This window comes from Streptomyces sp. NPDC005808 (assembly GCF_042871385.1).
Taxonomy (GTDB): Bacteria; Actinomycetota; Actinomycetes; order Streptomycetales; family Streptomycetaceae; genus Streptomyces.
In genome coordinates, this window is record NZ_JBIAIK010000013.1 from 92,694 (window position 1) to 111,556 (window position 18,863).

At 68.2% G+C, this 18,863-nt stretch carries 18 protein-coding genes; 6 read left to right on the top strand and 12 right to left on the bottom strand.

Annotation, left to right across the window (positions count from 1 at the left end):
• Window positions 1-339: 339 nt before the first annotated feature.
• On the bottom strand, window positions 340-1,278 hold the full coding sequence (locus ACFYPC_RS26570; RefSeq protein WP_388680901.1) for a serine protein kinase RIO: 939 nt from the start codon (window positions 1,276-1,278) through the stop codon (window positions 340-342).
• A 516-nt stretch (window positions 1,279-1,794) separates the two neighbouring features.
• Here ACFYPC_RS26570 and ACFYPC_RS26575 point away from each other — a divergent pair.
• Together ACFYPC_RS26575 and ACFYPC_RS26580 are read left to right on the top strand one after the other, a co-directional pair.
• Window positions 1,795-2,175: a VOC family protein gene (locus tag ACFYPC_RS26575; protein WP_388680904.1), complete on the top strand. Its 381-nt coding sequence runs from the start codon at window positions 1,795-1,797 to the stop codon at window positions 2,173-2,175.
• 362 nt (window positions 2,176-2,537) lie between these two features.
• Complete coding sequence (locus tag ACFYPC_RS26580) at window positions 2,538-2,948, top strand: RidA family protein (RefSeq protein WP_388680907.1); 411 nt, start codon at window positions 2,538-2,540, stop codon at window positions 2,946-2,948.
• Between the two features lie 208 nt (window positions 2,949-3,156).
• On the opposite strand, the gene ACFYPC_RS26585 is transcribed toward ACFYPC_RS26580, so the two are convergent.
• On the bottom strand, window positions 3,157-4,068 hold the full coding sequence (locus ACFYPC_RS26585; protein WP_388680909.1) for an alpha/beta fold hydrolase: 912 nt from the start codon (window positions 4,066-4,068) through the stop codon (window positions 3,157-3,159).
• 116 nt (window positions 4,069-4,184) lie between these two features.
• Here ACFYPC_RS26585 and ACFYPC_RS26590 point away from each other — a divergent pair, with 116 nt between their 5' ends.
• The gene (locus tag ACFYPC_RS26590; protein ID WP_388680912.1) at window positions 4,185-4,802 is read left to right on the top strand and encodes a TetR/AcrR family transcriptional regulator; all 618 of its coding nucleotides are present in this window, start codon (window positions 4,185-4,187) and stop codon (window positions 4,800-4,802) included.
• 435 nt (window positions 4,803-5,237) lie between these two features.
• On the opposite strand, the gene ACFYPC_RS26595 is transcribed toward ACFYPC_RS26590, so the two are convergent.
• Complete coding sequence (locus tag ACFYPC_RS26595; RefSeq protein ID WP_388680914.1) at window positions 5,238-5,870, bottom strand: DUF2461 family protein; 633 nt, start codon at window positions 5,868-5,870, stop codon at window positions 5,238-5,240.
• Between the two features lie 366 nt (window positions 5,871-6,236).
• Window positions 6,237-6,425, bottom strand: a complete 189-nt coding sequence (locus ACFYPC_RS26600; protein WP_388680916.1) for a hypothetical protein — start codon at window positions 6,423-6,425, stop codon at window positions 6,237-6,239.
• Window positions 6,426-6,619: 194 nt separating this feature from the next.
• On the opposite strand from ACFYPC_RS26600, the gene ACFYPC_RS26605 reads away from it, so the two are divergent.
• Entirely contained in the window at window positions 6,620-9,412 is a 2,793-nt protein-coding gene (locus ACFYPC_RS26605) for a discoidin domain-containing protein (RefSeq protein ID WP_388680918.1), read from the top strand.
• Between the two features lie 166 nt (window positions 9,413-9,578).
• Here the strand turns inward: ACFYPC_RS26605 and ACFYPC_RS26610 are convergent, their stop codons facing one another.
• Window positions 9,579-10,535, bottom strand: coding sequence for a LysR family transcriptional regulator (locus ACFYPC_RS26610; protein WP_388680920.1), 957 nt, complete (start codon window positions 10,533-10,535; stop codon window positions 9,579-9,581).
• Between the two features lie 83 nt (window positions 10,536-10,618).
• Here ACFYPC_RS26610 and ACFYPC_RS26615 point away from each other — a divergent pair, with 83 nt between their 5' ends.
• Window positions 10,619-11,380: a sulfite exporter TauE/SafE family protein gene (locus ACFYPC_RS26615; RefSeq protein WP_388680923.1), complete on the top strand. Its 762-nt coding sequence runs from the start codon at window positions 10,619-10,621 to the stop codon at window positions 11,378-11,380.
• 168 nt (window positions 11,381-11,548) lie between these two features.
• Here ACFYPC_RS26615 and ACFYPC_RS26620 read toward each other — a convergent pair whose 3' ends face one another.
• The 4 genes from ACFYPC_RS26620 to ACFYPC_RS26635 all read right to left on the bottom strand — a co-directional run bounded on the left by ACFYPC_RS26620 (window position 11,549) and on the right by ACFYPC_RS26635 (window position 14,458).
• Window positions 11,549-12,250, bottom strand: a complete 702-nt coding sequence (locus ACFYPC_RS26620) for a 2-phosphosulfolactate phosphatase (protein ID WP_388680926.1) — start codon at window positions 12,248-12,250, stop codon at window positions 11,549-11,551.
• 11 nt (window positions 12,251-12,261) lie between these two features.
• On the bottom strand, window positions 12,262-12,435 hold the full coding sequence (locus ACFYPC_RS26625; protein WP_388680929.1) for a hypothetical protein: 174 nt from the start codon (window positions 12,433-12,435) through the stop codon (window positions 12,262-12,264).
• Between the two features lie 245 nt (window positions 12,436-12,680).
• Window positions 12,681-13,931, bottom strand: a complete 1,251-nt coding sequence (locus ACFYPC_RS26630) for a hypothetical protein (protein WP_388680930.1) — start codon at window positions 13,929-13,931, stop codon at window positions 12,681-12,683.
• Between the two features lie 170 nt (window positions 13,932-14,101).
• A complete protein-coding gene (locus tag ACFYPC_RS26635) occupies window positions 14,102-14,458 on the bottom strand; it encodes a hypothetical protein (RefSeq protein WP_388680933.1) in 357 nt (118 codons plus the stop codon).
• Between the two features lie 210 nt (window positions 14,459-14,668).
• Between ACFYPC_RS26635 and ACFYPC_RS26640 the strand changes: the two genes are divergently transcribed.
• Window positions 14,669-15,103 carry a cupin domain-containing protein gene (locus tag ACFYPC_RS26640; protein WP_388680936.1) on the top strand — a complete coding sequence of 145 codons (435 nt, stop codon included), beginning with the start codon at window positions 14,669-14,671 and terminating at the stop codon, window positions 15,101-15,103.
• A 44-nt stretch (window positions 15,104-15,147) separates the two neighbouring features.
• Here the strand turns inward: ACFYPC_RS26640 and ACFYPC_RS26645 are convergent, their stop codons facing one another.
• The 3 genes from ACFYPC_RS26645 to ACFYPC_RS26655 all read right to left on the bottom strand — a co-directional run bounded on the left by ACFYPC_RS26645 (window position 15,148) and on the right by ACFYPC_RS26655 (window position 18,710).
• Window positions 15,148-16,026: a GNAT family N-acetyltransferase gene (locus tag ACFYPC_RS26645; RefSeq protein ID WP_388680938.1), complete on the bottom strand. Its 879-nt coding sequence runs from the start codon at window positions 16,024-16,026 to the stop codon at window positions 15,148-15,150.
• A 675-nt stretch (window positions 16,027-16,701) separates the two neighbouring features.
• On the bottom strand, window positions 16,702-17,724 hold the full coding sequence (locus tag ACFYPC_RS26650) for a DNA-directed RNA polymerase subunit alpha (RefSeq protein WP_388680941.1): 1,023 nt from the start codon (window positions 17,722-17,724) through the stop codon (window positions 16,702-16,704).
• A 299-nt stretch (window positions 17,725-18,023) separates the two neighbouring features.
• Window positions 18,024-18,710, bottom strand: coding sequence for a M24 family metallopeptidase (locus ACFYPC_RS26655; RefSeq protein WP_388680942.1), 687 nt, complete (start codon window positions 18,708-18,710; stop codon window positions 18,024-18,026).
• Window positions 18,711-18,863: the final 153 nt, after the last annotated feature.

Below are 18,863 nucleotides of genomic sequence, written 5' to 3' on the forward strand. Positions count from 1 at the left end.
GTTCAGGCGCTGAACCGGCAGGCGTCGGGGTGCGCCGGGCTGCCGGTGAACCGCTCCTTGCACAAGGCTCGTTCACCGCTCTGCTGTCGCTGCCTCAGGAATGGGCCGCGATGCCGAGTGGTGACGCGGCATCAGCACGTCACCCTCATCACGGTCGCCCACGCCTTCCTCACCGAACAGCGCCCTCTCCCCCAACGGCACCCACGCCGGCCTGACGCTCTGCCAGGTCCTGAACGCCATCCAGGGCCTCCTGAACTGCTGGACCAGCACCCGCGTTATCGACCAGCGCGAACGAGCGAGTCCCACTCGCACCTGACGGAGCCCAACCAGCCGCCCGCTTCAGAAGGCATGCGCCATGAGCTCCGCGAACAACGCCTGCTCGTCGACCTCCAGGCCCCGCGAGCGGAACCAGCCGCAGATGTTGGCGCAGTCGCGCTGGAGGAAGTTCATCCCGTTGAGGTTGCCCACCAGGTCGACGATCTGTGGCAGGTCGATGATGACCAGCCTGTCCCCCGCCGCCAGGATGTTGTACGCCGAGAGGTCGCCGTGCACGACACCGTTCTGCACCATCGTCGCGAGCGCATCGGTGAGCTGCTCGAAGTACGCCGCCAGCAGTTCGGGGGAGGGTCGGGTCTGGGCGAGCCGGGGCGCCGTCTCGACGGCGCCGTCCTCGCCGACGACGGTGATCCACTCCATCAGGATCTCGGTGCCGTCGATCTGGACAGGGTAGGGAACCGGCAACCCGAGGTTCCAGAGCCGCACCAGCGCACCCCACTCGGACACCGCCCACTCGCCGGCCGCGACCTGTCGGCCGAAGGTGCTCTTGCGCTTGACGGCCCGCTCGTCACGTGAGCGCTTCATCGAGCGGCCCTCGGTATAGGACGCGGCGCGGTGGAAGCTCCGGTGCTCGGGAGAGCGGTACCGCTTGGCCGCCATGACCACACCGGCGCCCGGGTCGAGCGGGTCGGCGCGCTCGACGAGGTGGACGTCGGCCTCCTTGCCGGTCTTGAGGACGCCGAGCTCCCTGTCGATCGCGCCCTGCGAGGTCACCACCCAGTCCGGGAGCGGCTCGGGGCCTCGGCAGAGGGGTTCGACGCTGAGCCAGGTCGACCAGCGCTGGCCGTCCTCGAGGTCGTCGTAGGGGCGGAAGTCGAAGACGAACCGGTCGTCGACGTCGCCCAGGTCGTCCGGTGCCGGGACGCGGCAGTCGGGGGCGGTGCTGAAGTCGTCAGGAAATGCCGGGTGTTGAGGGTGCTGCGAGAGATCGTCGCGAGACATCGCTGGAGGTGCTCCATGAGGCGAGAGGGAGGCGGTCTGCGGGCAGGCCGAGGACAGTCGTGGTCACGGTCGTGCCTCCTCTCGTGGAGCACCGGGCAGCTCCCGGTGTCTCGCCCATGGTGGGGGCGGACACGGAGAGCGGCAACCGAATAAAGCCGAGCCGCGTAGAGCGGCTTCAGCGGTGCCGTACGGATTTCGGCGTGACCCTGCGGACTGGGCCCGTCCGGCCCTGCTTGGGCTGACGTTGGTCGGTTCGTTGCCGGCCGGGCCGGCGGTGGGTGACCCGGGGCCTCGACGCCTGGTGGGAGCGGGATGGGAGACCCGGAATTCCCGAAGTCAGCTTTCCTGCTGCATGGCCAACGGAGTTGCCCGGCTGCCCGGACAGCATGGGCCCTCAAATCAATTCGCCCATGCTCGCCTCGTCCGGTACGTTCGCGGGGTTGTTTTCACTGCCGACGAGTCCATGAGGTTCGTGTGGTCTCTCCCGGCAGTCCCCGTCTGAGAGCAGGTTTCGCCATGGCATGTCGTATCAGTGAGCTCGTGCTCGGTTGCCGCGACCCCGAGGTGCTGGCGCGGTTCTGGTGCGAGGTCCTGGACTTCGTCGTGCTCGATCGCGAGGACGACGGCACTCTGGAGATCGGGCCGCGCGAAGGGTTCGGCGGTCCGCAGCCGACGATCATCCTCAGTCGCAGGGATGAGCCGGAGAAGGGCAAATCCCGACTGCACATCGACGTCAACGCCACCGATCGCGATCAGGACGCCGAGCTCGAACGCCTTCTCAAGCTCGGTGCGCGCCCGGCCGACATCGGACAGACAGGGCAGGAACAGTGGCATGTCCTGACCGACCCCGAAGGCAATGAGTTCTGCCTGCTCAAGGCCCGCATCAACCCGCTCTGAGACTCATTGCTCACACCTCGCCACCACGTACCGGCCATCGCCGAGTTCTCACCCCCCTTGTCGACCGGCGATGACACCACCTGGTGTCGGCTTCGAGTGATGTCGCCGAGTTTCGACACAACTTGGGTGCTTGGGGTGGGACTCCAGGTGGGCCAATCCCTTCACCGATCCCCGACGCTGCGCGGCCATCGTCGACCGCCTCGCCCTCGGCGGCGACCTGATCCAGACCGGCCCCAACCCCACCGCCTCGCCGTCACGCAGGCCCGGGCCGCAGCACTGGGCACCGATGGCTGACGTCACGCGGGCGGGGCTCGGCGAAATCCCCACGCATCCCAGCCGGCCAATGCAGCAGACTGTGCGCCATGACCGCAAAGATCACCCGCATCAACCCCGACCAACTGCATGAACCCCCCGGCTACCACCACATCACCGTCGTGGAATCGGGCCGGACGGCGTTTCTGGCCGGCCAGTGCCCCCTCGATCGCACCGGCGCTCTGGTCGGCCCCGGTGACCTCAACGCACAGACCGACCAGGTAGCAGCCAACGCCCTGGCAGCTCTGACCGTGGTCGGCGCCCAACCCGAGCACGTCGTCCGATCGGTGATCTACGTCGTCAGTGACGACACCACAGCCCTGTCCGCAGCCTGGAACCGCCTCGTCCACTCGCCCATCGGGGCCGCCTTCACCACGGCCAGCACGCTCCTGGGCGTCGCCCAACTCGGCTTCACCGGACAGCTCATCGAGGTGGACCTCACAGCAGCACTTCCCGACTGACCATGATCCAGTGGCCGCCGACCCTAGCCGCACTGCTGCGAGTTCCCACCGGCATTTCGCAGCCGTTCACAGCCGTCTGATCAACAACACTGCCCAACTCAGGCTCTGGGTCTACTTCTTGTGAAGAGGCCAGCGGCTGCGGCGGCCAGGTCACGTTCGAGGTGCTGGACGGAGTGGCTAGTGCTGGCGCCGTCGGCGCGGGCGGGAGTCAGTCGGCTGACGCCATGAAGTTCAGCATCCTGCGGTTGACCTCCTCCGCGTGGTCGATCTGCGGCCCGTGCCCCGTGTGGGAAATGATCTCGGCTCGGGCACCGGGGACCAGGCGCGGCACACGCTCCGCCTGCCGATGCGGGTGCACAAGGAGACTTCGCCTGCCGAGCACCAGATAGAGCGGAGTCCGGATGGCCGACAGCTCCTCTTCGGACAGGGGAAGCGGAGCAGGGCGACGTATGCGGTAGGCACGAACCGCCGTTCTGATCATCGCGCGCAGTTCCGGCATGACGAGGACCGGCTGCTGCAGCCAGACCGCCAGGCGTGGGCGGAAAGCCTTGGGCGCGAAGGTCGCGAAGAGGCCGGCGAAGATCCAGACGAAGAAGCGCAGCCCCACTTTCTCCAGGCCGCCTGGGTCGAGCAGCGTAGCCGAGGCGAGACGACCGGGCCTGCGGTACGCCTGGTTCAGGGCGAGCCAACCGCCGTAGGACGCGCCCACGAGATGTACCCGATCGAGGCCGAGCCCGGTGAGTGTCTCGTCCAGCCACTGTGCGGCGCGTTCGGGGTCGTGGATCGGTTCGCGCTGCACGCTGCGGCCGGGATCACCCGGGGTATCGATCGCATAGACCGGCCGGTCCGCGCTGAGGGCGCGGGTGTTCGGATACCACATGGCGGAACAGGAACCCGCCCCGTGCACCAGGACGACGGGGGTCCGGGATCGGGCAGCCTCGGCCACAGGCCCGTAGCGGTAGGCGTGCGTGGTACCGAAGGACGTCTCCACGTCCACTTCAGCGAGCGCGGGCGCTCCCAGCGCGTAGACCGCTTCGCAGGCTGTGAAGTAGCGCTCCCGCCTGGCATCGCTCACGTAGCGGCCGACATCGGCCTGGGTGCGGGCAGCGGTCTGGGGCATGGCCACCTCCGGTCGTCTCGGTTTTATGATACGAACGTACCACGTTCTTGGTACAGCTGTATCATCAAAAGCTCCCACGGGAACCACAGCCTGAACGACGAGCGGAGAACCGGCCGATGCCCAAACGCGTGGACCACACAGAACGGCGCACCGAGATCGCCGAAGCGCTCGTCCGGGTCGCTGGACGACGCGGACTGCACGCCGTGGGGATGCGCGATGTGGCAGCGGAGGCGGGCGTATCACTGCGGCTGGTGCAGTACTACTTCCAGACCAAGGAGAGGTTGCTGCTCTTCGGGCTTGAGCATCTGGCGCAGAGATTCGGGGAGCGGGTCTCCGCCCGCGTACGGGCCGCTGGGGACAGCCCGGGTCCGCGCGCGATGGTCGAGGCACTGCTGACAGCGGCACTGCCGGCAGACGACGAAAGCCGCACCTTCCACCACCTCTACACTTCGTACGCCGTTCTGGCCGTGAATGACCGGGCGCTCGCTGCCCAACCCTTCATCAAAAACCCTGACGCAGCCGAGGACGCCCTCACCGAGCTTCTGCGGCAAGCGGGAGAGGCAGCTCTGCTTGAGCCCGGTGTGGATGCTCAGCTGGAGGCAGCCGGCCTCCTTGCCATGTCTGCGGGACTCGGCACCAGCATCCTCGTCGGCCAACGCACCCCCGATTCCGCCGCCGCAGTCCTGGGCCACCATCTGAACCGAGTCTTCCGCACCAGTGATGCGGCCAATTGACGGGTCGCCGCTCACCGCGTGAGAGCCGCCGCCGACCCCGACAGGACGGCCGCACACCCCCTTCCGAGCCGATCTCGTCGCCAGGGAGTGCCATCACGAAAAGGCTGCCACAAAACAGCTGGGGCGCTCAGTCACCTTCGTCCCAGGCAAGTTCAGAGACGGTCCCGCGGGTTCAACGGCGGGAACGATCTGCGCCGGATGCTCGATGGCAACATCGCCACGGCCCACGCCCGCTTTCCCGGACTACTGCCGGATGCATTCTCAGGCGCCCTCCTCCTGGGCCCGTCTTCGACCGTGCCGCCACTCTGCCGAGGTCCCGGCCGGTCGTCGAGCGATGGGCGACCGGTCGACGCTGAGGGTACGGATCACCTCCTGAGCGCGGTTACGGCGCGGCACGGGCGTGGTTCCTCCCGCGCCGCGCGGCGCCTCGTGATGTCAGGCGACGCGCTTCACATGGCGGACCAGCCACATCAGCAGGGCATCCAGATCGGCTGCGGCCGAGAGGACCCGGTCGACCGCCTCAGGGGTGTGCAGCCACTCCTCGCAGCCGAGGGAACGGGCGGCGATCAGCGAACGGTGGCGCAGCAGGTTCGCACGGGAGTGATCCGTCGGATAGCCGCGCGGGGGGCGTTTCATCACGTCCCCGGAGATGTCGTAGCCCTTCTTCCGTACGTCCTCGACGATGGCGGACAGTTCGCGGCCGCTCCCCTCGGAGGCCACGGCCTTGCGGAACATGTCCACCTGGCCGGGATCGGGGTACCACCAGGCGCCCTGGATCCGCAGGCCGTCCAGGTCGAACCGGAGGCCGATCTCGATCTTGCGGCCGAGCCGGATCACCGCGCCCTGGTGCTGCCACCACCAGGAGTTGGTGCGGTAGTGCCAGACGGAGAAGTCCTCGTACCGGGAGTCGGCGTCCGCGACCTCGTTCAGAAGGGCGATCATCGGCTGCCGGACCACGCGTTCGCGGTCAGCGCGGTGGCGCTCGCGGGTCGCGTGGGTCGGTTCGCCCTGGAGCTGCCACAACACGTCCATGGCCTGCTCCGGCCAGCCGGTGAACTGTCCGCGCATGCGCGGAGGATAGCTCACCCATGATCCACGCGCGCCACGCCACGCTGACCCCTCCGCAGGAGATCGTGAAGAGTCGGCTTCATTTGAAGTGAGGGGGAATATGCGTCTAGGTCTTCTGATCCAAGTAATGGGGAGTACTGCCCTGTTATGCACCATTGAGGCGCGAAAGTGCCTTACCAGAGTGAGATTTGATGCAGGTCTTCCCTTCGCGACACACGAATGTCATAGTGACGCGCTGCGCGAAGCAAAAGCTATGAATCTAATTCATTTCCCGAAGGAGGTCTTCGACGTGCCAGGGCCGCAGGCAACGCGGGGACGAAGGAACGGACCTACCGTCCAACTGCTTCCGTCCGGGCCGCGTTTCGCTCAGGCGGTAGCACTCCCGCTGCTCGTCGTCGCGACGGCCGAGACATCCGAGACGACCGGGACGGCCGAGACGGTCAACAGCGCCGGCACTACCGCGGCGACTTCTTCGGCACCAGGGCCGCCCCCTTCGACGTCCGCGAAGTTACGACGCTGCGCCGCGGCATCACCGGTGCCACGCGGATCGCGCATCCTGCCGACGACGGCCTGACCAACCCGAACGCCACCTGCACGACGCGCTGGTGAGGTCGGCGTCCGTGACGCGCGAGCGCCCCACGGACGCCGAGGAGCTCGTGCACACGCCGCCCAACCCCGGGATCGGTGACCACGCAACGCCGTGCCGCCCCCGGCAGACAGATCTCCACCAACGACGCCTCGGAGAATCCATGCATCTACGTCTCCCGCGCCCGGCCGCATTCCGGATGGCCATCGGCGTACTGCCAACACTCCTCGCGGCTGCCACCATTGGTGTCGGCGTGCTTCCCGCCTCGGCCGCGGCCGCGCCCGTCGTCTACTCCGTCGCCCCCAACGGGCAGGGCACCACCTGTTCGACGACGGCCCCGTGCGCGTTGGCGACGGCGCAGAGCAAGGTCCGGGCGGCGACAGCCGCGATGACCACGGACATCAACGTCGTACTGGCCGACGGGACTTACCGCCTCAGCGGCCCGCTCTCGTTCAGCTCGGCGGCGGGCGACTCCGCGACCGGCGGTCACAGCGTCAGCTACCAGGCAGCTCCCGGCGCCCACCCGGTTCTCAGCGGCGGCCAGCAGGTCACCGGCTGGAGCCAGGGGGCCAACGGCGTGTGGAGCGCCAACGTCCCGGCCGGCACCGACACCCGGCAGCTCTACGTCGACGGCGTCCGCGCCAACCGCGCATCCGGACCGGCGCCGACCACCTTCACCCGTACCGCAACCGGCTACACAACCTCGAACACGACCCTCGCCGGCTGGCAGAACATCTCCAACATGGAGTTCGTCTACGGCGTCGAGTGGACGCAGATGCGCTGCGGCGTCGCGTCGGTGTCGGGAACCACCGTCACGATGCAGCAGCCCTGCTTCGACAACTCCACGAAGAAGCAGTACGGCGTGAACGCCGACATACCGACCTCCATCGAGAACGCAAAGGAACTGCTCAACGCCCCGGGCGAGTTCTACCTCGACAAGCCAGGCCACACCCTCTACTACCTGCCCCGCGCGGGCCAGCAGATGAGCACCGCCGACGTCGAGCTTCCGAGCCTGCAGAACGTGATCACGGGTGAAGGCACTGCCTCGAATCCGCTGCGCGGCCTTTCCATCAGCGGTATCACTGTCGCGTACGGCGGCTGGACCACTCCGAACTCGGCCGACGGCTTCTCCGAGGTGCAGGCAAACATGCGCCTCACCGGGGCGAACGCCTGGCAGAAGCAGGGTTCGTGCGATCGCTTCTCCACCACGGATCCGGGCACCTGCCCGTACGGCAACTGGACGATGACTCCGGGCAACGTCACGTTCGCCTACACCGACGGGCTGAAGCTCAGCGGCAACACGTTCCAGCATCTCGGCGCCGCCGGCCTCCAGTTGGGACAGGGTGTCACCAACTCCTCGATCACCGGGAACGTCTTCACCGACATCTCCGGAAGCGGAATCGAGATCGGCAACGGCACGGACGCGAACCCCGCTGACGTCAGCGTCATGCCCAGCGGCAACACCATCGCCAACAACTGGATCCACAACATAGCCGTCGAGTACACCGGGGGCGTCGGCATCTTCCAGGGCTACACCCGCAACGACACCATCACGCACAACCAGGTCAACAACGTCCCCTACAGCGGCATCAGTTCGAACTGGGGCTGGGGACGCACCGCCACCAAGACCACGGGCAACAAGATCACCAACAACCTCGTCTACGACTACATGCAGCAGCGCTCCGACGGAGGCGGCATCTACGTCCTGGGCCAGGAAGGCACCTCGCTCGCCGACGGCCTGGTCATCAGCGGCAACGTGGTACGCGGAGCCGGTGGTGGCGGTTTCGCCATCTACACCGACGGCGGCAGCCAGTACGTGACCATGACCGGCAACGCCGCCTACAACGCCAACAACGCGTCCATGGGCGGCTGCAAGGAGGGGACCACCACTCCCTACGGCGACTTCTCCTTCACCGGCAACTACTTCGAGAACCTCACGCCCAACTGGGTCTGCGGCAACCCGACCAACGTCAACGTCAGCGGCAACACCCAGGTTTCCGCGGACGGCGTCGGCGTACCGGCTTCCCTCCTGGCCAACGCGGGTCTGGAAACGGCGTACGCGGGCATCGCGGCACCGCCGAGCGGCGTGGCACCGACGAACCTCGCGGCCCACAAGCCGGCCGTGGCGCAGTTCCTCGACGGCAGCGCCGCGCAGTTGCAGCCGGGGTCCCAGTTGGCGTACGCGACGGACGGCGACCCCGCGACGTACGTACAGGCCAGTGGACAGTTCAAGTGGCAGCTCGTGGTCGACCTGCAGCAGTCCCAGACCCTGGGATACATCACGGTAGGCATGCCCCAGGCCCACTTCGCCACCGACTTCCACGTGGACGCCTCGACCAACGGCACCACCTGGAGCACTGTCGGCACCGTCAACAACAGCGGGTGGGGGAGCATCCCCGTCGCGTTCAGCACGCCGGTGACCGCCCGATACCTGCGGGTCGTAGCCGACAAGCCGGACAACTGGAACCAGCGGGGCGACCAGATGGCGATCAGCGAGGTAGGCGCGTACGCCCCCGCCGCCCAGGGCAGCAACAACATCGCGCTCAACACCCCGGCCCAGGCTCTGTACATCGACGGAACCCAGGCCGACATGCAGCCCAGTTCGACGCCGGCGCTCGGCGACGACGGCAACACGTCGACTTTCGCGCAGGCGTCGGGACGCTACCGGTGGTCGCTGCAGGTGGACCTCCAGCAGCCGCAGTCGGTCAACGTCGTGTCCGTCGTGATGCCCACCGACAAGTACGCGACAGCCTTCCACGTCGACGTCTCCCTCGACGGCTCCGCCTTCTGGACGGTCGCCCACCGCACTGACAGTGCCGGAGGCATCACCGGCGTCCAACTGGACGCGCCCGTAACCGCCCGCTATGTACGGGTCATCGCCGACCGTCCGAACTCCGGCGGCCAGACCGGCGGCCAGATGGCGATCAGCGAACTCGCCGTGTACGGCACCAAGTAGCGGCGAGCACCCGGATGCGCGGCCCAGAGCGGCCACGCGTCCGGGTGCGATCCGGCGTGCAGGCGCAGAACACCGCAACGTGAGGCGAACCACTGCCCCGAGAAGGTCTTTTGGCGCGGCGCCCGGATCCGGGGGCTCAACACCCCGGCCGGTTCCCGGTGTTCGATCAGTCGCCAGGGGAAGGCAGCCGACCGGCAGGGTCACCGTGTGCGCTGCGGGAGGAGGGATCGGACAGGGCCGCCTGGCGCAGGTGCTCGGCCAGCGCCGCAGTCGCAGTCGCGGTCGGGGAGGCGCGGTCCTTGACGCCCCAGGCCAGCAAATGGTGGCGGCGTGCCCAGGGGGCCTGCAGCTCGCACACGTCGAGTGGCTGGTGGAGATCGATGGCGCGACGCGGCACCACGGCAAGACCAACGCCTGCGCCGGCAAGCGCGACCAGCACGTTGAGGTTGGCCACGGTGGTGCGGTAACGCACCACCGGCGCGTGTGGCCCGAGGTGCTTCTCGATCCAGCGCCGCAGCGAGGAGTCGGCGTCGAGTCCGACGAGTGGGTGCTCGGCAACCTCGTCGTAGGTCAGTGCGGTCCGCCCGGCGAGGATCCCTCCGGCCTGGCCGATCACGACCAGGGAGTCGTCACCGAGGGGCTCCAGGCGCAAGCCGCAGTCGCGGGCCTCACCGTCGAGGACGACCCCCAGATCCGCCTCTCCGTCGGCGAGCATCCGCACGGTCCGAGGGGTACGGCTCTCGGACACCGTGACGTCGACGTCCGGGTGCGCGCGCAGGAAGGAGACCAGGGCCCGCGGCACGAGCCGATGCATCGCCGAGCCGCCCCCCAGCAGGATCAGCGGAGCGGTCGGAGAGCGGGTGTAGCTCGCAACGGCGCCTTCGAGCCGCGCAGTCTGGGCAAGCACATCGCGGGCGTGGCGGGCCAGGGTCGTCCCCGCCGGCGTGGGCCGCACGCCCCGCCGACCACGGACCAGCAGCGCCACGCCGGCGTGGCCCTCCAGCGCACGCACTCTGGCGCTGGCCGAAGGCAGGCTCAGATGCATCCGGCGAGCGCCCGCCGTGATCGACCCCTCCGCCACGATATGGAGAAAGAGCCGCAGATCGTCCAGGTCATAGCGCACCGTCTCAGCCTAAGCTGCAGACTTAGGCTGAGTCTGTCGATTACGCATTGTGGACTCATCGGTGACGGGGTGATGCTCGGCGTGTGCTCGAGACATTGCTCGCCCTGCTGGCCGGTGTCGCCGCCGGAGCGTTGAACGCCATCGGCGGTGGGGGCACGTTCGTGGCGCTGCCCGTTCTCGTCGCGTTCGGTCTGTCACCGGTGACGGCGAACGCGTTGTCGCGGATTGCCCTCGTGCCCGGGGCAGTGACCAGCGCGTGGGTCTACCGACGCGAGTTCGCCCCGGTCGGGGCGACGTCCACCAAGACGCTGACAGTGATCAGTGTGATCGGCGGTGGAGTCGGCGCCGGCTTGCTGCTGGAGCTGCCGGCATCGTCCTTCGACACCGCGGCGCCGTGGCTGCTCGCTTTCGCCACCGCGATCCTCGCCCTCGGACGCAGCCTCTCCAAAGCGTTGAACACCGCGCTCGGCCGCTCGGTCAAGATGAGTTCTCGAGCCGTCCTGATCGGCCAGTTCATCCTCGCCGTGTACGGCGGATACTTCGGCGGTGCCGTAGGCATCATGATGCTGGCTTTCTGGAGCATCGGCCTCGGCCTTGACGCCGCGCTCACCAACCCGATGCGGATCGCACAGCTCACGGCCATCTATCTCAGCGCGACCGCACTGTTCCTCTTCGCCTCGGACGCGTTGAGCGCTCCACTTCTCCTCACGTGCATGCTGGTCGGCGCGGTGGCCGGCGGCTTCGCCGGCGCTCACCTCGCCCGCCGTCTCCCCGCCTGGTTGCTGCGGGGCATCATTCTGACCACCGCCATGATCATGACCGTCCTGTATTTTCTGCGCGGCTGACGACGCGGTAGGTCGCGATGATCAGCCCCGGTCGTCGGAGCCGAGGCTGACTGAAATGACCGAAGGTGAAGCGCGAACCACCGCGCCGTACACGATGCTGCGCGCGCGAGGCTGGTGCTCTCCTACGAGGCATGCGAACTGCGCCCCGTGAGCAGACCTCACCAGCTATCAGACCGTGTCCTCGACAGCCGACGTAGGCATAACGCGTGGACGCAGGACCATGAGTGAGCCCTCCAAGGTCGCCACCATGGCAAAGGGGAACCGGTCGACCTCAAGACAGAGCGCGATGTCATCAGGATGGACCCCTTGCCGGACCCCCTCCGCCAGTTCGGCGGCGGCACGCGACTCGGCAGCGCGGCGGACGAACTCAGCAGCATCCGTCCCAGCCTCCGTGGCCCTGCGAGCGATGTACTGAGCACACGCCAGATCTTCATCGGCCCGGCCATCGTCGCCGGTGACCACGAAGGTGACGCTGTCGCTCGCGTGCATCCGCAAGAGCCGAGCCGTTGCCTCCGCCACCACGAAGCTGGCACACAGCACCAGCGCAGCCTCCTTGACCGCAAGGGCGCCGACCGTCCCTGCCGTGGTCTTCTGCACAACGGTCCGCCCGCCAAGGTCGATAGACCGCAGCAGGCCCGGCGAGTTGACGATGTCGAACCCGGGAGCGGGCGGACCGTCTTTGAGCGTTACCCAATCCGGGTGGCGAGCCCTGAGCGCCAGGGCTTCGTCCAGCGACTCGGCGAGAACGATCTTTTCCGCCCCCTGGGCAAAGGCCCAGGCGGCCACGGTGAAAGCACGCATGACGTCGACCACGACCGCCACGGACGGGGCTTCGGCCAGATCAGCGATGCCAAGGAATCGAGAGTCCATTCCGATCATGATCACACATACCCGACCCGAATCATCCGGTTCCAGGGCGCTGAAACCATCAGGGCGGCGTACGCCGACACCGCGTCGGCGAACGCCGCCCTGGCCGCGATCCCGGCGGCCCCGACCGCCTGCCGGGCGCGGTCCGCCGACATCGTCGGCTGAAACGAGCGCGCCGTCACCGACACCGCCAAGATCTCCAGAACCCACCGGTCGAAGAAGGGGTCGCCGTGTATCGAGCCGACTGCAAGTGACGACTGATCCCGCAGCCCGCGCCGCCGCGCTTCGGTCTGCGTTCGCAGGAGGCCCGTATTCGCGGACCCGGTCGCGTTCCGGGCCCGGCCAGCCGTACTGGCCGGGTACCAGATCGACCGGGCTCATCGCCGACCGCGTCGGCGGAGGAGCAGAGGAGTCGGGCTGGGGCTTGGCTCGGTCAGCGGACGCGGTGCGCGAAGACGTCGCTCATTGCATTGGTGTCCTCCGCTACGAGGTCGGTGTCGTAGGAACTGAAGATCACGGCCCGGCCGTTGCCTGAGACGGCTCCGCGGGTGAGCGATCCGTTCGCAGGCCCGCCGTCCGTGCCCGAACTCACGCGCCGGGACTCCCCCGTCTTCAGGTCGAGGACCACGACCGGCCAGGACCAGCCGGATCCGGCGGCCGGGTCGTCGGCGCCCAGCTCGTACGCGAGATGGCGGCCGTCGGCGCTCAGCTGGCCGTCGCGGGTGCCGGGCCTGACCGGATTGCCCGGGACCGCGATCGTGGTGCCGGACTCCACGTCCCTCACGAACGTGTTGCTGAACCGGTCGTCGGCGGTGACGGGCCCGCCGTTGAACCTCTCGAAGAGGACCCGGCGGCCGTCGCCGCTTATCGACGGGGGGTTCAGGACCCGCAGGGGTGTCGCCCCGTCGTACGCCACGTCGACGATCTGCTCTGTGTCGGTGGTGCGGTCCTGCAGGAACACATGGCCGATGTCGGGCCCCTTGGGGATGGGCCTGGTGAAGGTGTACGCGATGCGCTGCCCGTCGTCGCTGATGGCCGGGCCTCCCGCGTAGTAGGTCTCGGGCTCGGTGTCGGGCCTGCTGACCCGCTCCGTCGTTCCGGTGGCCCGGTCACGCACGTACACCCGCGACCCTTCGTCCGCGGTCGAGCCGGTCGGCCGGTGCACGACGAACGCGACATGCAGGCCACCGGCGGTCAGCGTGGGAGAGCTGACCGCACCGGCCGCGAAGTCGTCCTCGGGCGGGGCGGCGAGCCGCTCGACGGCGCCGGTCCGCAGGTCCTGGACGTACGCACTCCTCAGCCCGGTGCTGTTGGCGTAGGCGGTGTACGCGATCAGGCGGCCGGTTCCGCTCAGCGACGGCGCGCTCAGTTGGTGGCCGGCCAGGGCGACACGCTGCAGCGATCCGGTTCGCAGCTGACGTACGAACAAGTCCTGCGTGCCCGACGATTCGCCCGGGACCAGGTTCGAGGCGGACGACACGAACGCCGCCACCCGGCCGTTCCTGCTGATCACGGCGCTGCCGGAGTAGGCGTTGGCCTGCGTACCGTCCGCCGCGACGTTCAGCCGCACAGTGGGCGGCGCCGCAGGCGCGGCGTGCGCCGCCGACAGAGTCGTCATCATGAGCGCGGCGACCAAAGCGGACGCGCCTGTCGCCGCGCGAACCACGCGAACGGAATAAGTCATGTCTCCCCCACGGACATTCCAAGGCCCGACCCCCCGCCGGGCACACGGAGAGTAAAGCCCACCTCTCGCTCCGTGAGCAATCCGACCGATTATGTACAACCCAAGCGGGCGACGAACCGTCCGCGCCAAGGGGCATCGCCGCACCGCGCACCGTTCACCGAAGCGGGGAGTCAGTTGAAAGCGTCTGTCATGCAGTCCACCCGGCACCTGGCGGCCTCGAAACGTCGGCGGAGGGCGGCCGCTGCCTGTTCGCGCTCCACGGCGAGGAGCCCGTAGTGCTGATGCGCCACGCTGATCACATCGCTGACCGTGACGACAGCCGGTTCGTCTTGTGCGGCCCGCCGGCGAGCCTCGGCGATCGCCATGTCCGCGGCCCGCAGCAGATTCCGGGATTGGTCCCTGGCCGCGGCCGCCTGGGACCGTTTTACCGAGAGGGGGCGCAGGACGCGTCCCTTCCAGACAAGTCCAGCGGCGGCAAATGCGATGCCGAGGCCTATGAACAGGACTCCGCCGGGATCGTAGGGCATCGGCCCAGTCTCCAGCATTCGCGCGGTCGGTGGATGCAAGTCCGCTGTCCAGGCCAGACGCTACGAGTATCCAAGCGACAGGGGCGTCCCCAACGGCTTCTGTTGAGACCTGTGGGGCCGATGCGACGAACTCCGTGAATCCTGTGCGCTTGTACGACACACTCCTCATCGGAAACACCAACTCTTCGCCCGCCGAAAGGACATCCCCCCATGGGCACCGTGCTCCGTACCGGAGTTGCAGGAACCGCAGTCCTCTGCTTTTCACTCGTCGCCGGCCCCGCCTACGCGACGCCTCCCGGCCCGGGAGTCACCGGCACAGTGATCGCGCAGACCACCGTCGGCGACACCGACTACATCCTGCGGGAGATCACCGTCCCCGCGGGCCAGAGCACCGGCTGGCACTACCACGACGGAACGCTGTACGGCCTCGTCAAAGAAGGCACCCTGAGCCACTTCGACTCGAACTGCGCGCCCGACGGCACCTACCGGGCCGGCGCCACCCTCACCGAACCCTCCGGCTCCGACCACGTGCACATCGGCCGTAACCTCGGGACCACCCCACTGGTCCTGGACGTGCTCTATGTACTGCCGCACGGCGCCCCCCTGTCGGAAGACGCCCCCAACCCGGGCTGCGACTTCCAGTAACCAACGGAACGCCCCCGTTGAGTTCCGGCAATCCTCCGCGGTTCCTAGCCGCCTTCCGCCCCGGCATGTGAAAAGTCGTACACGGCGAAGTCGGCAACCGGGACGTACCCGATTCGCCGGTAGAGGCCGTTGCTGGTGGCGTTGGCCAAGTCCGCGAACAGCACGACCTCCGTCGCCCCCGCGGCCAGCGCGGCCCGGCTCACCTCGACCGTCACGGCGCCTGCGTAACCGTGCCCACGGAGGTGAGCCGGGGTGTAGACGGGGGCCACCCGGATCTGGCCGGCGACCATCGGGGTCACGCCCGCCATGGAGACGGGAGTCCCGTCCGGGCTTTCCCAGAACATGACGCGTTTGTGGGCGATGCGTTCAACCGCCCAGGAGTCCGCGTCTGTGGAAGGGACTTCTCCGATGGCGGCAGCGAACTCGCGGTACCAGCACATCAGTTGCTCGCGGTCCTGCTCGCCCGCGACTCGGGCCCGGCCCTCTGGGAGTGGGTCCGGTGCGGTGAGCGTGTCGAGGCGGTACAGGCGGAGCCGTTCGCGGAGTGTCGGCGCTGCGCCTGTGTGCCGCTGCCAGGCCTCGGCGAACGCGGTGGCGGTGTCGCGGTCCGCCCTGACACCGGGGAGCAGCTGGCCGAGGCCGGCCAGGCGGGCGGCGAGCGTGTCGGCATCCTCAGGGCTGAGGGGGGTGGGGCTCAGGGCGTGGGGCGGAGTGCGGAAGAAGGTGGCGCGGACCTCGCCCGCTCGCTCCAGTCGGCCGAACACGGGGGCTCCGCCGCCGTACGCGTCCGCCCCGCGTGTTCGCAGCGTCTCGGTCACCGTCAGCGGCAAGGTGTGCAGGGCGGGGCGCGAACGCAGGAAGTCTCCGGTCCGGGCGAGGAAGTCGTCGACGTCTTCGGTGAGTTGCCAGTCATCCGGGCGCATGGTTCATGATCCGTCATGCTGTTGGCGTGCGCCCGTGGTTTTTCTCCGGCGAGGCGGCGGGGCCTCATATGGCGCCGGAGGCCGGTCAACAGGCCTTTTCATGTGGGCAGTCCGCCGCAGCAGACAAGTGCGATCGCGACGAATGCCCACAGGCGCCGCCTCGTACGTCGTCGAGAGCGGGGAAGGCTTCTACCTTGGCGCGAACTCATCGTCCCCGCGCGGAAGCGGCGACCGTGGGACGAGCGGAGACCCGCGCACACCGCTGTGGTCCTGGCGTCGAACTGCCAGGACCACAGCGGCCGAGGCCGGCCATTGTTCAGCCTTGTGCTCCTCGGGTCACCGGCCTACTACGTCGCTCGCAGGCCGACCGGCAAGGCCGACGTCTCCACCGTCGCCTGCCTGTCAGTTGAGCCTCTCGGCGGGCCGGAGGGCTCACGAAGGCAGCCGCGGTGGAACAGCTCGTACGGAAGGACGTCGAGCGGTTCGACAAGTCGGAACGCCGAGCCGGGCCACGTTCCCCCGTGGGCCGGTGACACCCCGGGTGTCGGGAACCTCGACCGGGCCAGGACAAGATGCCTGGCCCGGCGGACAGCCCTCTGGGAAAGGGGGCGCAGAGGTCCGATGTGCCGTCTTCTCTTCTTTACCGACTTCCCGCGACCCGGCCCAGCGCAGCGGTCAGTACTGCTCGGTCTCCACGAAGCCGGCGTCCACGTCGTTGTCGGCGCCGAAGGCGTCGGCAGCGGCGGTCGGGTCGAATCCGGGCGGGCTGTCCTTGAGGCCCAGGCCCATGCCGGCCAGCTTCGCCTTGACCTCGTCGATGGACTTCGCACCGAAGTTACGAATGTCGAGGAGGTCGGCCTCGGAGCGGGCGACGAGCTCGCCCACGGAGTGGACGCCCTCACGCTTGAGGCAGTTGTAGGACCGAACGGTGAGCTCCAGCTCCTCGATCGGCATGACCAGATCGGCGGCGAGGGCGGCGTCCGTGGGCGACGGGCCCATGTCGATGCCCTCGGCGTCGATGTTGAGCTCGCGGGCCAGACCGAACAGCTCGACCAGCGTCTTACCGGCCGACGCCATCGCGTCACGGGGACGCATGGCCTGCTTGGTCTCGACGTCGACGATCAGCTTGTCGAAGTCGGTCCGCTGCTCGACACGCGTGGCCTCGACCTTGTATGTGACCTTCAGAACCGGCGAGTAGATCGAGTCGACCGGAATACGACCGATCTCCTGGCCCACCTGCTTGTTCTGCACCGCGGAGACGTAACCGCGACCGCGCTCGACGGTCAGCTCCATCTCCAGCTTGCCCTTGCCGTTGAGCGTGGCCAGGACCAGGTCGGGGTTGTGCACCTCGACACCGGCCGGGGGCGCGATGTCGGCGGCGGTGACCAGACCCGGACCCTGCTTACGCAGGTACATCACGACCGGCTCATCGTGCTCACTGCTCACGACGAGCTGCTTGATGTTGAGGATCAGGTCGGTGACGTCCTCCTTGACGCCCGGCACGGTGGTGAACTCATGCAGGACACCGTCGACGCGGATGGACGTGACCGCCGCACCCGGGATCGAGGAGAGGAGCGTACGGCGCAGGGAGTTGCCAAGGGTGTAACCGAAGCCCGGCTCCAGCGGCTCGATCACGAACCGGGAACGGAACTCGTCGACGACCTCTTCGGTCAGGGACGGACGCTGAGCAATCAGCACGAGGTGTTGCCTCCAGTGGTTTGGCGCCCGCTATGTGACGCCGTTGACACAACGAAGGGTACGGGGTAAGTGGGCGAGCGCGTCCGTATCGTCGAGGAAGGCGGCTTGGACGCTGGTCGCAGAGGGGGCCCGCTCGCCGATCTGTACAGGCCGCAGCGGGGCGCTGGATTCCGTCGCGGCCAAATTCCGGTGTGTCGTCGTACAGCGCGGGGCAGGCCGCGCGCCTGCCCGAGGGTGAGTCCGGGGACCGTCGGCGAGAGCGAGCGGGGCCGGTTGCCGATGGCTCGCCTCGACGAGCGTCAGAGGTCCAGCAGCTCCTCGTAGAAGCCCCCGAAGCCCCGGTCGAGGTCGACGAGATGGATCTCCAGGATCCAGTGCAGGAGTCGACCCGCCTCGTCCGTGCGCCGTAGCGGCTTGTCGTTGGCGGGCACGATGTGGGAGTCGACGTCCTCCAAGTCGTCGTGCTCGGGCGGGAACGCGCCCACCAGGTGGCCGACGTGCCAGCCGCCCAGCTGCCAGCCCGCTTCGGCGGCCAGCCGCTCGACCTCGGCGTAGAGCTGCTTGCCGGTGATGTCGGGGTCCGCCTCGAAGGCGCGGCGTCCCGCGGCGAAGACGGTCGCCAGGTCATCGCGCAGGCGGTGCTTGACGGGGTCGTCGCCGAGTACGAAGGTCCGGCCGAAGTCCGCCTCGAACTCCTCGAAGATCGGACCGAAGTCGGCGAAGACGATGTCGTCCTCACCGATGACCCGGTCCGGCGGGTTCTCCCGGTAGGGCAGGAGGGTGTTCGGTCCGGACCGGACAATCCGCTTGTGCCAGTAGTGCGTGGTACCGAACATCTCGTTCGCCAGGTCACGGACTCGGTCGCTGACCGTACGTTCGCCCTGGCCGGCAGTGACCAGGCCGCGGGCCTCGATCTCGGCGAACAGCAGTGCCGCCTTGGCCTGGGCGTCCAGTAACCGGGCCGCGCGCGTGGATTCGTCTGTCACGCTACTCACCGTAGAAGTACCGGATCGGCTGGGGCAACCGATTTGATCACCGCGGAAGGCCCTCCCCCGGCCGGCCCTTCTTCATACGGGTACGGTCACGTCGGCCATCCGGATCTCCGCAGCCGTGCTCCTCACACGGCCCGGAGCACGGCT

What these genes read in the sequence shown, in the direction of transcription:
- ACFYPC_RS26575 (WP_388680904.1), top strand. Translation starts at nt 1,795, where the DNA reads ATGGCATGTCGTATCAGTGAGCTCGTGCTCGGTTGCCGCGACCCCGAG.
- ACFYPC_RS26595 (WP_388680914.1), bottom strand. Translation starts at nt 5,870, where the DNA reads ATGCGCGGACAGTTCACCGGCTGGCCGGAGCAGGCCATGGACGTGTTG.
- ACFYPC_RS26580 (WP_388680907.1), top strand. Translation starts at nt 2,538, where the DNA reads ATGACCGCAAAGATCACCCGCATCAACCCCGACCAACTGCATGAACCC.
- ACFYPC_RS26570 (WP_388680901.1), bottom strand. Translation starts at nt 1,278, where the DNA reads ATGTCTCGCGACGATCTCTCGCAGCACCCTCAACACCCGGCATTTCCT.
- ACFYPC_RS26620 (WP_388680926.1), bottom strand. Translation starts at nt 12,250, where the DNA reads ATGGACTCTCGATTCCTTGGCATCGCTGATCTGGCCGAAGCCCCGTCC.
- ACFYPC_RS26600 (WP_388680916.1), bottom strand. Translation starts at nt 6,425, where the DNA reads ATGCGCGATCCGCGTGGCACCGGTGATGCCGCGGCGCAGCGTCGTAAC.
- ACFYPC_RS26645 (WP_388680938.1), bottom strand. Translation starts at nt 16,026, where the DNA reads ATGCGCCCGGATGACTGGCAACTCACCGAAGACGTCGACGACTTCCTC.
- ACFYPC_RS26640 (WP_388680936.1), top strand. Translation starts at nt 14,669, where the DNA reads ATGGGCACCGTGCTCCGTACCGGAGTTGCAGGAACCGCAGTCCTCTGC.
- ACFYPC_RS26585 (WP_388680909.1), bottom strand. Translation starts at nt 4,068, where the DNA reads ATGCCCCAGACCGCTGCCCGCACCCAGGCCGATGTCGGCCGCTACGTG.
- ACFYPC_RS26590 (WP_388680912.1), top strand. Translation starts at nt 4,185, where the DNA reads ATGCCCAAACGCGTGGACCACACAGAACGGCGCACCGAGATCGCCGAA.
- ACFYPC_RS26635 (WP_388680933.1), bottom strand. Translation starts at nt 14,458, where the DNA reads ATGCCCTACGATCCCGGCGGAGTCCTGTTCATAGGCCTCGGCATCGCA.
- ACFYPC_RS26605 (WP_388680918.1), top strand. Translation starts at nt 6,620, where the DNA reads ATGCATCTACGTCTCCCGCGCCCGGCCGCATTCCGGATGGCCATCGGC.
- ACFYPC_RS26630 (WP_388680930.1), bottom strand. Translation starts at nt 13,931, where the DNA reads ATGACTTATTCCGTTCGCGTGGTTCGCGCGGCGACAGGCGCGTCCGCT.